We start from the raw sequence: 12,722 nt of genomic DNA, 5'->3' as shown, positions 1-12,722 counted from the left end.
GGAAGCGCAGGTGGTTGCGGAGGCGCCCGGGCGCGACTCAGCGCGGGGCGATGTAGGCGAGCGTGGCCATGCGCCCGGTGCGCTGCTCGCGCCGGTGCGAATAGAACCGTTCCGGGTCGCTGATCGTACACAGCCCGCCGCCGTGGATCGCGCCCGGTGCCAACCCGGCGGCGCCCAGGCGGCGCCGGGCCAGGGCGTAGAGGTCGACCTTCCAGTGGCCGGGCCGGGTGGGGACGAACGCCTCCGCGGCCTGCGGATCGGCGCCGACGAAGGCGTCGAACACCTCGGCCCCGATCTCGTAGGCCTGCGGCCCGGCCGCCGGGCCGAGCCAGGCCAGCAGCCGTCCCGGGGCGGCATGCATGGCGGCGACGGTCACCTCCAGCACCCCGGCGGCCAGCCCGCGCCAGCCGGCATGGGCCACCGCGACCTCGCTGCCGTCGGCGGCGGCCAGCACCACCGGCAGGCAGTCGGCGGTCAGCACCGCCAGCACCACGCCGGGGACCGCCGTGGTGGCCGCGTCGGCCTCCGGCTCGGCCTCGGTGGGAAGCGGCGCCTGCAGCGGCCGGTCGAAGCGCAGCACGGCGGTGCCGTGCACCTGGCGCAGCCAGTGCGGCGCCGAGGGCAGGCCACGGCGGCGGCGCAGTTCGGCGCGGTTGGCCGCGACCACGGCCGGGTCGTCGCCGTTGCGCGCGCCCAGGTCGAAGCTGGCGAACGGCGCGGCCGAGCCGCCCGCGCCATGGCGCAGGGTGGTGAAGGCATGCACGCCCGGCGGCGCCGGCCAGTCCGCTTCCAGGATGGCCGGATCGCGCGCGCCGCCGTGGCCGCCGCCGCCCGCCGTCATCGCCGCTGGTTCTCCTCCCAGCGGCGGGTGTCCTCGCGCAGCACCCGCAGCAGGTCGAGCATGTCCGCCGGCAGCGGCGCCGCCACCCGCACCGGTTCGCCGCTGACCGGGTGTTCGAACTCCAGCACCTCGGCATGCAGGGCCTGGCGGCCGAACCCGCGCAGGCGCCCGACCAGTTCGTCGCTGGCGCCGCGCGGCAGCTTCAGCGGGCCGCCGTACAGCGGATCGCCGACGATCGGGTGGCGCAGGTGCTGCATGTGCACGCGGATCTGGTGGGTGCGGCCGGTTTCCAGGCGGCATTCCAGCGCGGTATGGGCGCGGAAGCGCTCGCGCAGCCGGTAGTGGGTGACCGCCTCGCGTCCGTCCTCGCGCACGGCCATGCGCAGGCGGTCGCGCGGATGGCGGTCGATCGGCGCGTCGGCGGTGCCGCCCGACACCAGGGCGCCGACCACCACCGCCAGGTACTGCCGGTGCACCTCGCGCGCGGCCAGCTTCGCCACCAGTCCGGTGTGCGCCGGCAGGGTGCGGGCCACCACCATCACCCCGCTGGTGTCCTTGTCCAGGCGGTGGACGATGCCGGCCCGCGGCAGCGCGGCCAGGCCCGGATCGCGGTGCAGCAGGGCGTTGACCAGAGTGCCGGCCGGGTTGCCGGCGCCGGGATGGACCACCCGTCCGGCGGGCTTGTCGAGCACGAACAGGTGCTCGTCCTCGTACAGGATGTCCAGCGGGATGTCCTCGGCCACCGCCTCGGTCTGGACCTCGGCCACCGCGGCCAGGGTCACGGTCTCGCCGCCCTTGACCGGGTCGCGCGGGCGCGCGGCCTGGCCGTCCAGCAGGGCATCGCCGGACTTGATCCAGGCGGCCAGGCGGGAGCGGGAGTATTCGGGGAACAGTTCGGCCAGCACGGCGTCGAAACGGCGGCCGGCGGCCTCGTCGGGGACGATGGCCTGGCGGGGGGCGTCGGAAGTGTGGGACATCGGGGGCTTCGGTTCGGGGTCCGGGCAGGCGAAGTCAGTCGCCGGACAGGCCACTAGGCTATCATCGGCCCTTCCGATTTCCCCGGCATGCCCTCCCCGATGGCCCTAAGCCCCCGTTCCAGCCTCTCCGTCCTCCGCCTGGTGGCCCTGCTCGTGCTCGTGGCCCTGCTGGCCACCGGCTGCGGGCGCAACAAGACCAAGAAGGATGCCGACGAAGGCAGGCCGGTCGCCGAACTGTACGAGAAGGGCCACCACCACATGGAGCGCGGCAACTGGGCCAGCGCCGAGCTGGTGTTCAGGCGCCTGGTCGCGCAGTACCCCTACGGCCCGTACACCGAGCAGGCGCTGATGGAAACCGCCTACGCCCAGTACAAGGCCGGCAAGCACGACGACGCGGTCTCCACCATCGACCGCTTCATCCGCACCTACCCGACCCACCGCAACATCGCCTACTTCTACTACCTGCGCGGCCTGTCCAACTCCAACCGCGACGCGGTGTTCATGCAGCGGGTGTGGTCGCTGGACCCCAGCCGCCGCGACCTGTCCTCGCCGCAGCAGGCCTACGAGGACTTCAACACCGTCGCCCAGCGCTACCCGAACAGCCGCTACGCCGCCGACGCGCGCCAGCGCATGGTGGTCCTGCGCAACGTGTTCGCGCGCCACGAGATGGACATCGCGCTGTACTACATGCGCCGCGGCGCCTGGCTGTCGGCGATCGGCCGCGCCAAGTACATCCTCGAGACCTATCCGCAGAGCGACTACCAGTACGACGCCGTCGCCGCCCTGGCCGAGTCCTACCGCAACCTGGGGCAACCGGAACTGGCCGAGGACGCCGCGCGCGTGCTGCGCCTGAACCAGCCCTCGCACCCCTACCTGAGCGGCGACTGGCCGAAGTACCCGTGGGCCATCCGCAAGCTCAATCCGTTCGCCGGCGAGCGCTCGCCGACCACCGGCCAGCGCGACGCCTCGCGCCGCTGAACAACGGGGTCCCGCGACGAGGAAGGGCGCATCCGCGGATGCGCCCTTCTTTTTTTGCGTGTGCCGGTGGGGCCTCAGCCGGTGAAGCCGTTGCTGATCGGGTAGCGGCGCTCGCGCCCAAACGCGCGCCGCGAGACCTTCGGTCCCGGCGCGGCCTGCTGCCGCTTCCATTCGCTGGTCCGCACCAGGCGCAGGACCCGGTCCACCACCTCGGCGGCATAGCCGGCGGCAACGATCTCCTCGCGCGACTGCTCCTGGTCGACGTAGCGGTAGAGGATGCCGTCGAGCACGTCGTAGGGCGGCAGCGAGTCCTGGTCCAGCTGGTTGGCGCGCAGCTCGGCCGAGGGCGGGCGGCTGATCACCGCCGGCGGGATCACCGGCGCGCCGCCGACGGTGTTGCGCCACTTGGCCAGGCCGAACACCTCGGTCTTGTACAGGTCCTTCAGCGGCGCGTAGCCGCCACACATGTCGCCGTAGATGGTGGCGTAGCCGACCGCGTACTCGCTCTTGTTGCCGGTGGTCAGCAACAGCCCGCCGAACTTGTTGGACAGGGCCATCAGGATCGCGCCGCGGCTGCGCGACTGCAGGTTCTCCTCGGTGGTGTCGCTCTCCTGCCCGGCGAACACCTGCTCCAGCGACTGCAGGAAGCCGGTGAAGGCCGGCTCGATCGGGATCGTCTCCAGGCGCACGCCCAGTGCCGCGCACTGCTCGGCGGCCAGGTCGTTGGACAGGCCGGCGGTGTAGCGCGAGGGCAGGCGCACCGCGGTGACGTTGTCCGGGCCCAGGGCCTCGGCCGCCAGGGCCAGCACCAGGGCCGAGTCGATGCCGCCGGACAGCCCCAGCCAGGCGCGCCGGAAGCCGTTCTTGCCGCAGTAGTCGCGGATCCCGCGCACGATCGCGCGCCAGGCCAGCGCGTCCATGCTCTCGTCGCCGTCGTCCATCCACTGCACCGGGGTGAAGCGGCGGCCGGCGGTGTCGTAGTCCACCACCAGCCACTGGTCGGTGAACGCGGCCGCGGCCGGGTGCACGGTGCCGTCGCCGTCGGCCACCACCGAGGCCCCGTCGAACACCAGCGAGTCCTGGCCGCCGACCAGGTTGAGGTAGGCCACCGCCGCGCCAGTGTCGCGGGTGCGCTCGGCCAGCAGGGCGTCGCGCTGGGCGTGCTTGCCACGCTCGAACGGCGAGGCGTTGGGCACCAGCACCAGCTGTGCGCCGGCCTCGACCGTGGCCGCCATCGGCTCGGGGAACCACAGGTCCTCGCACACCACCACGCCCACCGGCACGCCGCCGACCTCGAACACGCAGGGGCCGCCGTCGGGGTCGACCTCGAAGTAGCGGCGCTCGTCGAACACCGCGTAGTTGGGCAGCTCGCGCTTGCGGTAGGTGGCCTCGATGCGGCCGTCGCGCAGCACGCTGGCGGCGTTGTACAGCACGCTGCCGGCAGACTCCGGCCAGCCCACCACCGCGGTGATGCCGTGCACGCCGGCGGCGATCCGTTCCAGGTCGCGGTGGCACTGGGCCAGGAACGAGGGCCGCAGCAGCAGGTCCTCCGGCGGGTAACCGCTGATCGCCAGTTCGGGGAACAGCACGATGTCCGCGCCGTATTCGTCGCGGGCCTCGGCGATCATCGCCGCGATCCGTTCGGCGTTGGCGGCGACGGCGCCGACCGGGAAGTCGAACTGGGCCAGCGCGATGCGCAGCGAATCCTTCATGGACGGGGGGCCGTGTTGGGGATGGCCCATGATACCGGCGCGGCGTGGGCATCCTGCATCGGCCGGGCCCGGTGCGCGGGAAACCCGGGGCCCGGACGCGCGAAGGCCGCCCGGAGGCGGCCTTCGCTCCACCGTCGGAAACGGTGGGGGTATTACTTGAGCAGCGAGGCGATCGCGGCGCCCAGGTCGCCCGGCGAGCGGACGGTCTTCACGCCGGCGGCCTCCATGGCCTTGAACTTGCCCTCGGCGGTGCCCGAGCCGCCCGACGCGATCGCGCCGGCATGGCCCATGCGCTTGCCCGGAGGGGCCGAGGCGCCGGCGATGAAGCCGACCACCGGCTTCTTCACGTGCTCCTTGATGTAGGCCGCACCGGCTTCCTCGGCGTCGCCACCGATCTCGCCGACCATGATGATGCCCTCGGTCTGCGGGTCCTCGTTGAACAGCTTGAGGCAGTCGACGAAGTTCAGGCCGTTGATCGGGTCGCCGCCGATGCCGATGACGGTGGACTGGCCCAGGCCCGCGGCGGTGGTCTGCTTGACCGCCTCGTAGGTCAGGGTGCCCGAGCGCGAGACGATGCCGATCTTGCCCGGCATGTGGATGTGGCCCGGCATGATGCCGATCTTGCACTCGCCCGGGGTGATGATGCCCGGGCAGTTCGGGCCGACCAGGACCACGTCGGGGTGCTGCTTGAGCACGTTCTTCACGCGCAGCATGTCCAGCACCGGGATGCCCTCGGTGATGGCGACGATGACCTTGATGCCGGCCGCGGCCGCCTCGAGGATCGCGTCGGCCGCGAACGGCGGCGGGACGTAGATGACCGAAGCATCGGCGCCGGTGGCGTCGACCGCCTCGCGCACGGTGTTGAACACCGGCAGCTCGATGTGGGTGGTGCCGCCCTTGCCGGGGGTCACGCCGCCGACGACCTGGGTGCCGTACTCCACCATCTGGGTGGCATGGAAGGTGCCCTGCTGGCCGGTGAAGCCCTGCACGATCACCTTCGTGTTCTTGTTGATCAGAACGGACATTGTCTTGAAGTCCTCGAAATTCTTGTTGGTTGCCGGCTCCCGGGGCGCGCCTCCCCGGCCTGCGCCGCGCCGCTTCGCGGCGGGCCGCCCCCTGGCTCAGGGGGCCGGCCGGGATTCACGCCGGTTCCGCGAACCGCCAGGGCGGATCAGGCGGCGGCAGCGGCGGCGACGGCCTTCTTGGCGCCGTCGTTGATGTCGTCGGCCGGGGTGATGGCCAGGCCGGACTCGGCCAGCAGCTTCTTGCCCGCCTCGACGTTGGTGCCTTCCAGCCGGACCACGACCGGGACCTTGACGTCGACTTCCTTGACCGCGGCGATGATGCCCTCGGCGATCATGTCGCAGCGGACGATGCCGCCGAAGATGTTGACGAAGATCGCCTTGACCTTGTCCGAGGACAGGATCAGCTTGAAGGCCTCGGTGACGCGCTCCTTGGTCGCGCCGCCGCCGACGTCGAGGAAGTTGGCCGGCGAACCGCCGTTGAGCGCGATCACGTCCATGGTGGCCATCGCCAGGCCGGCGCCGTTGACCATGCAGCCGATGTTGCCGTCCATGGTCACGTAGTTCAGGTCGTACTTGCTGGCCAGGACCTCGGTCTCGTCCTCCTGGCTGACGTCGCGCATCGCGGCCAGGTCCTTGTGGCGGAAGGTCGCGTTGTCGTCGGAGTTGACCTTGCCGTCCAGGGCGTACAGGTTGCCGTCGTCCAGGATCGCCAGCGGGTTCAGCTCGACCAGGGACAGGTCCTTGTCGTTGAACAGCTTGTACAGGGCGCCCATGATGTGGGCCAGCTGGTTGGCCTGCTTGGCGTTCAGGCCCATCTTGAAGCCGATCTCGCGGCCCTGGTACGGCTGCACGCCCTCGACGAAATCGACGTTGAGGGTGTGGATCTTGTCCGGGGTCTCGGCGGCCACCTGCTCGATGTCCATGCCGCCCTCGGACGAGGCGATGAAGGTGATCGACTTGGTGCCGCGGTCGACCAGCACCGACAGGTACAGCTCCTTGACGATCTCGCCGGCGGTGGTCACCAGCACCAGGTTCACCGGCAGGGCCACGCCCGCCGACTGGTAGGTCGCCATCTTCGTGCCGAGCATCTTGCCGGCGGCGGCCTTCACGTCGTCGAGGGTCTTGCAGAACTTCACGCCGCCGGCCTTGCCGCGACCGCCCGCGTGGATCTGCGCCTTCACCATCCAGGGGCCGTCGCCCAGGGACTTGGCGGCCTCGACCGCTTCATCGGCCGTGGACGCGACGCGTCCGGCCGGAACCGGGATGCCATAGTCGGCAAAAAGCTGTTTCGCCTGGTACTCGTGGAAATTCATGCTTCACCAATGGGTGGGGAACGGCCGCCGGTGGCAGGCGGGAAAGGGCCGGAAACGGCCCCGGGACGTGCCGGGCGGGGGCGATATTGTCGCCGATGGCGGGGCGGGCGTGCAAAACCGCCCCGCCAACGCACCGTTCCTATACTGACGCCGAGCCCGACCGGGGAGTCCCGCTTGCCGCACCCTTCGCTGATCGACCGGATCGAATCCATCCCGCGGCGCGAACTGCACGCCTTCGGCCTGTACCGGGTACTGGAGGCCGGACTGATCGCCGCCCTGGCCTTCAGCCCGCTGCGCGACCTGGCCGGGCCGGTGGACGCGCCCCTGGCCTACGCGGTGGCCGCCGGCTACATCGTCGCCGCGGGGGTGCTGCTGGTGCTGGGCCGCGACGAGCGCTGGCTGGCGCCGCTGGTGCTCACCGGCAGCTGCATCGACATCCTGGCCGCGGCGCTGGCCACCCATGCCCTGCCCGGGGTCGGCGCCGGCATCGCCATGATGCTGCTGTTCAACGTGGCCGCCGCGGCCATGCTGCTGCGCCTGCGCCAGGGCCTGGCGGTGGCGGTGCTGGCCTCGCTGGCGCTGGTCGGCGAATACGCCTGGTCGGTCCTGGGCAGCGACGGCCCGCCCCCACGCCCGCTGGCGGAACTGACCATGTTCGTCACCAGCTACCTGGCACTGGGCTGGCTGGGCCACCAGATCGGCCAGCGCGCCCGCGCCAGCCTGCAGCTGGCCGCCACCCGCAGCGCCCAGGTCGCCAACCTGGTGGAGATCAACGAGCTGATCATCCGGCGCATGCGCACGGGGGTACTGGTGGTCGACGGTGACAACCGCATCACCCTGGCCAACGAAGCGGCGCTGATGCTGCTGGGCGACGCCGCCCCGGACCCCGACGGCGGCCGCCTGGCCAGCGCCGCGCCGGAACTGGCGCGCCGGCTGCAGCGCTGGCGCGAGGGCGGCGAGGCCGACGCCGGCCCGCTGCAGCTGCGCCCGGACCAGCCGGAGATCCAGCCGCGCTTCGCCCGCCTGCTGGCCGACAGCGACCTGGCACTGGTGTTCCTGGACGACGCCACCGTGGTCTCGCGCCGCGCCGAATCCCTGACCCTGGCGGCGATGGGCCGCTTCTCCGCCAGCCTGGCCCACGAGATCCGCAACCCGCTGGCGGCGATCAGCTACGCGGTGCAGCTGCTGCAGGAATCGCGCGGCATGGACGAGGGCGACCGCCGCCTGCTGCAGATCATCCACCAGCAATGCCTGCGCACCAACGGCATCGTCGAGAACGTGCTGGGCCTGGCCCGGCGCGAGCGCGCCAAGCCCGAGCACGTGGACCTGCGCGCCTTCGTCCGGCGTTTCGTCGACGATTACCGCGGCACCCTGCCGCTGGAGACGGACACCGTGGAGGCGGCGCTGCCGGACACCCCGGTGCCGGCCCTGGTCGACCCGGCGCACCTGCAGCAGATCCTCACCGCGCTGGTGCAGAACGCGCTGCGCTACGGGCGCCTGCCGGACGAGCCGGCACGGGTGCGGGTGCAGGTCGCCAGCGAGGGCCGCAACGCCGTGGTCGAGGTGCTCGACCACGGTCCCGGCATCCCCGAGGCCGCGGCGGCGCAGCTGTTCCGCCCGTTCTTCACCACCTCCGAGCATGGCACCGGCCTGGGCCTGTACATCGCCGGCGAGCTGGCGCGCGCCAACCAGGCCACGCTGCGCCACGTTCCCCCGCCGGGCGGCGGCGCCTGTTTCCGGATCACCCTGCCCGGCCCGATGGGCATGCTCGCCGTGTGACCGGCATCACCTACTTGGTCACGCGCGAAAGAGTCGGCTATCGTTCCCCGCCATGACCCAAACCCGCAGCGCCCTGATCGTCGACGACGAACGCGATATCCGCGAGCTGCTGGTCCTGACCCTCGGGCGGATGGGACTGCGCGTGGATACGGCGGCCAACCTGGCCGAGGCGCGCGAGCTGCTGGCGTCCCGGCGCTACGACCTGTGCTTCACCGACATGCGCCTGCCCGACGGCAGCGGCATCGAGCTGGTCGGCGAGATCGCGCGCAAGTACCCGCAGACGCCGGTGGCCATGATCACCGCCTTCGGCAACATGGACCTGGCGGTGGAGGCGCTGAAGGCCGGCGCCTTCGACTTCGTCAGCAAGCCGGTGGACATCAACGTGCTGCGCGGCCTGGTGCGGCACGCGCTGGAGCTCAACAACGCCGAGCGCCCGGCCCCGCCCCCGCCGCCGGCCGAGCAGGCCAGCCGCCTGCTGGGCGATTCCCCGGCGATGCAGGCCCTGCGGGCGACCATCGCCAAGGTCGCCCGCAGCCAGGCGCCGGTGTACATCCTCGGCGAATCCGGCGTGGGCAAGGAGCTGGTGGCGCGCACCATCCACGAGCAGGGCGCGCGCGCGGCCGGGCCGTTCGTGCCGGTCAACTGCGGCGCGATCCCGGCCGAGCTGATGGAAAGCGAGTTCTTCGGCCACAAGAAGGGCAGCTTCACCGGCGCCCACGCCGACAAGCCCGGCCTGTTCCAGGCCGCCAGCGGCGGCACCCTGTTCCTGGACGAGGTGGCCGAGCTGCCGCTGGCGATGCAGGTCAAGCTGCTGCGCGCGATCCAGGAGAAGTCGGTGCGCCCGGTGGGCGCGGCCAGCGAGGTGCCAGTGGACGTGCGCATCCTCTCGGCCACCCACAAGGACCTGGCCGGGCTGGTGGCCGAGGGCCGCTTCCGTCACGACCTGTACTACCGCATCAACGTGATCGAGCTGCGGGTGCCGCCGCTGCGCGAGCGCACCGCCGACCTGCCGCAGCTGGCCAACGCGATCCTGGCGCGGCTGTCCGCGGGCCAGGGCCGGGAGGCGCCGGAGCTGGCCGAGGCCGCGCTGGCGGCGCTGGCGCGCTACCCCTTCCCGGGCAACGTGCGCGAACTGGAGAACGTGCTCGAGCGCGCCCTGGCCCTGGCCGAGGGCGACCGCATCGAGGTCGCCGACCTGCACCTGCCGCAGGCGCCGATGCGCACCGCCACGGCGCCGGCCGCGGCCGCCCCGGAACCGGCGCTGGAGCCGGCCGGCGGCGCCCTGCCCTCCTACATCGAGCAGCTGGAGCGGGCCGCGATCCAGAAGGCGCTGGAGGACAACCGCTGGAACAAGACCCGCGCCGCGGCGCAGCTGGGCATCACCTTCCGCGCCCTGCGCTACAAGCTCAAGAAGCTGGGCATGGACTGAGGCGGCCGCGCCGCCTCCCCCGCGCGCCGCGCCAGCGGCGATAATGGCGCATGACCACGAGCCACACGCCGAAGAAATCGCTGGGCCAGAACTTCCTGCACGACGCCCGCTACATCGAGCGCATCGTCCAGGCCATCGACCCGCGCCCCGGCGACCGGGTGGTCGAGATCGGTCCCGGCCAGGGCGCGCTGACCCTGCCGCTGCTGCGCCGCCACGGCGCGCTGACCGTGATCGAGTTCGACCGCGACCTGGTCGGCCCGCTGGCCGACATGGCGGCCCCGGTCGGCCAGCTGGAGATCATCCACCGCGACGTGCTGCAGGTGGACCTGACCGCCCTGGCCGGCGGCGGACGGATCAAGCTGGCCGGCAACCTGCCCTACAACATCTCCTCGCCGATCCTGTTCCATGCCCTGGACCACGCCGCTGCGATCCGGGACATGGTGTTCATGCTGCAGAAGGAAGTGGTCGACCGCATGGGTGCCGCGCCTGGCAGCAAGGTCTACGGCCGGCTGAGCGTGATGCTGCAGGCGTACTGCCAGGTGCAGCCGCTGTTCGTGGTGCCGCCGGGCGCGTTCCGCCCCGCGCCCAAGGTCGACTCGGCGGTGGTGCGGCTGGTGCCGCGCGACCCGGCCACGATCGGCATCGCCGACCGCGACCGCTTCGCCCACGTGGTGCGCGCGGCCTTCGGCCAGCGCCGCAAGACCCTGCGCAACGCCCTGCGCGACGTGTGCACGCCGGAACAGTTCGAGGCCGCGGGGGTCAGCGCCGACGACCGCGCCGAGCAGGTCGACGTCGCCGGCTTCGTGCGCCTGGCCAACGCCTGAGGCGTGCGCGGACGCCGCGCTTGCGGCGGACGCCGGCACGCGCGATCTTGTGCCCCCGGCATCACGCGGCGTTCGCTTACACTGTCGCCATGTCCCGCTCCGATACGCCCTACGCGATCGAGGTCGAAGTCGCCCCGCGGTTCCTGGAAGACCAGTCCGAACCCGACGCCGACCGCTACGTGTTCGCCTACACCATCCGCATCCGCAACCGCGGCAGCGTGGCCGCGCAGCTGCTGGCGCGGCACTGGACCATCACCGACGGCCACGGCCGCACCGAGGAAGTGCACGGCGAGGGCGTGGTCGGCGAGCAGCCGTGGCTGGAACCGGGCGAGGACTTCGAGTACACCTCCGGCGTGGTGCTGGAGACCGGGGACGGGTCGATGCAGGGAAGCTACGACATGCTGGCCGCCGACGGCACGCGCTTCGACGCGCCGATCGCCCCGTTCCTGCTGACCGTCCCACGGACGCTGCACTGAGGCCGCCGGATGACCACCTGGGCCATCGGCGACCTGCAGGGTTGCTACGACGCCACCCAGCGCCTGCTGGAGAAGATCAACTTCGACCCGGCCGCGGACACCCTGTGGTTCTGCGGCGACCTGGTCAACCGCGGCGGGCAGTCGCTGGAGACCTTGCGGCTGGTGCATTCGCTGCGCGAGCACAGCGTGGTGGTGCTGGGAAACCACGACCTTTCGCTGCTGGCCATCGGCGAACGCCCGCTGGCGGAGAAGCGCAAGGTCAACCCGGACCTGCAGCGGGTGGTGCTGGCCGACGACGCCGGCGAACTGCTGGGCTGGCTGCGCCGGCAGAAGCTGGTGCACGTGGACCGCGAACTGGGCTGGCTGATGGTGCACGCCGGGCTGGCGCCGCAGTGGACCACGCAGATGGCCGAGCAGCTGGCCAACGAGGTGCAACGCCAGCTGCGCGGCGACGGCTACCGCGGCCTGCTGCGCAACATGTACGGCGACAAGCCGCACTGGTCGCCGGGCCTGCGCGGCCAGGACCGCTGGCGCGCGATCATCAACTGGTTCACCCGCGCCCGCTACTGCACCCCGCGCGGGCGCATCGCGATCGACGAGAAGGGCCCGCCGGGCAGCCAGGCCCCCGGCCTGTACCCGTGGTACGAGGCCCCGGGCCATGCCCCGCGCGACCTGAAGATCGTCTGCGGCCACTGGTCCACCCTGGGCCTGACCATCGCCCGCAACGTGCACGCGATCGACACCGGCGCGGTCTGGGGCGGCAAGCTCACCGCGCTGCGCCTGGACGGCGACGAACTGTGCGTCAAGCAGGTTCCCGGCCGCGACGTGTCGGCGATCCCGCCGCACCTGCGCAAGGAATGAGCCGGCCCGCTCAGCGGCGGCGGTAGTCGACGAACTGGAAGGCGTGGGCGTGGCGCGCGTCGGCCGCATGCGCCTGGCGCGCGACTTCCCGCCACTGCGCCTGGTCCCATTCCGGGAAGAAGGTGTCCGCGTCCTCGACCACGGTGTCGACCAGGGTCAGGTGCAGGTCGGTGGCCAGCGGCAGGGCCAGCGCATAGACCTCGCCACCGCCGATCACGCTGAGGGCTCCAGCGCCCTGCACGCGCGCCAGCCCAAGCGCCTGCTCCAACGAAGCCACCGGCTGCATGCCCTCGAACGGCACCGCGCCGCTGCGGGTCAGCACCAGGTTGGTCCGGCCCGGCAGCGCGCGGCCCAGCGATTCGGCGGTACGCCGGCCCATCAGCACCGGCGTGCCCAGGGTCAGGGCCTTGAAGCGCCTGAGGTCGTCCGGCAGCCGCCACGGCAGGTCGTTGCCGCGCCCGATGGCGCGGTTGCGGTCCATCGCCACCACCAGGGCGACGCGCATGC

At 72.0% G+C, this 12,722-nt stretch carries 12 protein-coding genes; 6 read left to right on the top strand and 6 right to left on the bottom strand.

Annotation, left to right across the window (positions count from 1 at the left end; all coding sequences use genetic code 11):
• Positions 1 to 37: 37 nt before the first annotated feature.
• On the bottom strand, positions 38 to 841 hold the full coding sequence (gene pgeF / locus EIM47_RS01975; protein WP_019398407.1) for a peptidoglycan editing factor PgeF: 804 nt from the start codon (positions 839 to 841) through the stop codon (positions 38 to 40).
• Positions 838 to 1,818, bottom strand: a complete 981-nt coding sequence (rluD, locus tag EIM47_RS01970; protein WP_028914622.1) for a 23S rRNA pseudouridine(1911/1915/1917) synthase RluD — start codon at positions 1,816 to 1,818, stop codon at positions 838 to 840. The genes pgeF and rluD overlap by 4 nt, the downstream gene beginning before the upstream one ends.
• A 99-nt stretch (positions 1,819 to 1,917) precedes the next feature.
• Here rluD and EIM47_RS01965 point away from each other — a divergent pair, with 99 nt between their 5' ends.
• Complete coding sequence (locus EIM47_RS01965; protein WP_037034306.1) at positions 1,918 to 2,796, top strand: outer membrane protein assembly factor BamD; 879 nt, start codon at positions 1,918 to 1,920, stop codon at positions 2,794 to 2,796.
• A gap of 74 nt (positions 2,797 to 2,870) precedes the next feature.
• On the opposite strand, the gene EIM47_RS01960 is transcribed toward EIM47_RS01965, so the two are convergent.
• The 3 genes from EIM47_RS01960 to sucC form a co-directional block, all read right to left on the bottom strand.
• On the bottom strand, positions 2,871 to 4,508 hold the full coding sequence (locus EIM47_RS01960) for an NAD+ synthase (RefSeq protein ID WP_125075917.1): 1,638 nt from the start codon (positions 4,506 to 4,508) through the stop codon (positions 2,871 to 2,873).
• A gap of 152 nt (positions 4,509 to 4,660) precedes the next feature.
• On the bottom strand, positions 4,661 to 5,533 hold the full coding sequence (sucD, locus tag EIM47_RS01955; protein ID WP_028914620.1) for a succinate--CoA ligase subunit alpha: 873 nt from the start codon (positions 5,531 to 5,533) through the stop codon (positions 4,661 to 4,663).
• A gap of 146 nt (positions 5,534 to 5,679) precedes the next feature.
• Positions 5,680 to 6,846, bottom strand: coding sequence for an ADP-forming succinate--CoA ligase subunit beta (gene sucC, locus EIM47_RS01950; RefSeq protein WP_019398412.1), 1,167 nt, complete (start codon positions 6,844 to 6,846; stop codon positions 5,680 to 5,682).
• Positions 6,847 to 7,020: 174 nt separating this feature from the next.
• On the opposite strand from sucC, the gene EIM47_RS01945 reads away from it, so the two are divergent.
• The 5 genes from EIM47_RS01945 (at position 7,021) to EIM47_RS01925 (ending at position 12,215) form a co-directional block, all read left to right on the top strand.
• Positions 7,021 to 8,625 (top strand): ATP-binding protein, encoded by a 1,605-nt coding sequence (locus EIM47_RS01945; RefSeq protein WP_028914619.1) that lies wholly within the window; start codon positions 7,021 to 7,023, stop codon positions 8,623 to 8,625.
• A gap of 52 nt (positions 8,626 to 8,677) precedes the next feature.
• On the top strand, positions 8,678 to 10,054 hold the full coding sequence (locus EIM47_RS01940; protein ID WP_019398414.1) for a sigma-54 dependent transcriptional regulator: 1,377 nt from the start codon (positions 8,678 to 8,680) through the stop codon (positions 10,052 to 10,054).
• Positions 10,055 to 10,104: 50 nt separating this feature from the next.
• Positions 10,105 to 10,878, top strand: a complete 774-nt coding sequence (rsmA, locus tag EIM47_RS01935) for a 16S rRNA (adenine(1518)-N(6)/adenine(1519)-N(6))-dimethyltransferase RsmA (RefSeq protein WP_019398415.1) — start codon at positions 10,105 to 10,107, stop codon at positions 10,876 to 10,878.
• Positions 10,879 to 10,967: 89 nt separating this feature from the next.
• Complete coding sequence (apaG, locus tag EIM47_RS01930; protein WP_028914617.1) at positions 10,968 to 11,354, top strand: Co2+/Mg2+ efflux protein ApaG; 387 nt, start codon at positions 10,968 to 10,970, stop codon at positions 11,352 to 11,354.
• A 9-nt stretch (positions 11,355 to 11,363) separates the two neighbouring features.
• Positions 11,364 to 12,215 carry a symmetrical bis(5'-nucleosyl)-tetraphosphatase gene (locus EIM47_RS01925; protein WP_019398417.1) on the top strand — a complete coding sequence of 284 codons (852 nt, stop codon included), beginning with the start codon at positions 11,364 to 11,366 and terminating at the stop codon, positions 12,213 to 12,215.
• A 10-nt stretch (positions 12,216 to 12,225) separates the two neighbouring features.
• Here EIM47_RS01925 and EIM47_RS01920 read toward each other — a convergent pair whose 3' ends face one another.
• Positions 12,226 to 12,720, bottom strand: coding sequence for a dihydrofolate reductase (locus EIM47_RS01920; RefSeq protein ID WP_125076100.1), 495 nt, complete (start codon positions 12,718 to 12,720; stop codon positions 12,226 to 12,228).
• Positions 12,721 to 12,722: the final 2 nt, after the last annotated feature.

Origin of the sequence: Pseudoxanthomonas sp. SGT-18, assembly GCF_003931645.1 — a bacterium.
Classification (GTDB): domain Bacteria; phylum Pseudomonadota; class Gammaproteobacteria; order Xanthomonadales; family Xanthomonadaceae; genus Pseudoxanthomonas.
Note: the sequence above shows the minus strand (reverse complement) of the source record. Positions and strands in the feature narration are given on the sequence as shown.

What these genes read in the sequence shown, in the direction of transcription:
- EIM47_RS01940 (WP_019398414.1), top strand. Translation starts at nt 8,678, where the DNA reads ATGACCCAAACCCGCAGCGCCCTGATCGTCGACGACGAACGCGATATC.
- apaG (WP_028914617.1), top strand. Translation starts at nt 10,968, where the DNA reads ATGTCCCGCTCCGATACGCCCTACGCGATCGAGGTCGAAGTCGCCCCG.
- sucD (WP_028914620.1), bottom strand. Translation starts at nt 5,533, where the DNA reads ATGTCCGTTCTGATCAACAAGAACACGAAGGTGATCGTGCAGGGCTTC.
- EIM47_RS01960 (WP_125075917.1), bottom strand. Translation starts at nt 4,508, where the DNA reads ATGAAGGATTCGCTGCGCATCGCGCTGGCCCAGTTCGACTTCCCGGTC.
- EIM47_RS01925 (WP_019398417.1), top strand. Translation starts at nt 11,364, where the DNA reads ATGACCACCTGGGCCATCGGCGACCTGCAGGGTTGCTACGACGCCACC.
- pgeF (WP_019398407.1), bottom strand. Translation starts at nt 841, where the DNA reads ATGACGGCGGGCGGCGGCGGCCACGGCGGCGCGCGCGATCCGGCCATC.
- rsmA (WP_019398415.1), top strand. Translation starts at nt 10,105, where the DNA reads ATGACCACGAGCCACACGCCGAAGAAATCGCTGGGCCAGAACTTCCTG.
- rluD (WP_028914622.1), bottom strand. Translation starts at nt 1,818, where the DNA reads ATGTCCCACACTTCCGACGCCCCCCGCCAGGCCATCGTCCCCGACGAG.
- EIM47_RS01965 (WP_037034306.1), top strand. Translation starts at nt 1,918, where the DNA reads ATGGCCCTAAGCCCCCGTTCCAGCCTCTCCGTCCTCCGCCTGGTGGCC.
- EIM47_RS01920 (WP_125076100.1), bottom strand. Translation starts at nt 12,720, where the DNA reads ATGCGCGTCGCCCTGGTGGTGGCGATGGACCGCAACCGCGCCATCGGG.
- sucC (WP_019398412.1), bottom strand. Translation starts at nt 6,846, where the DNA reads ATGAATTTCCACGAGTACCAGGCGAAACAGCTTTTTGCCGACTATGGC.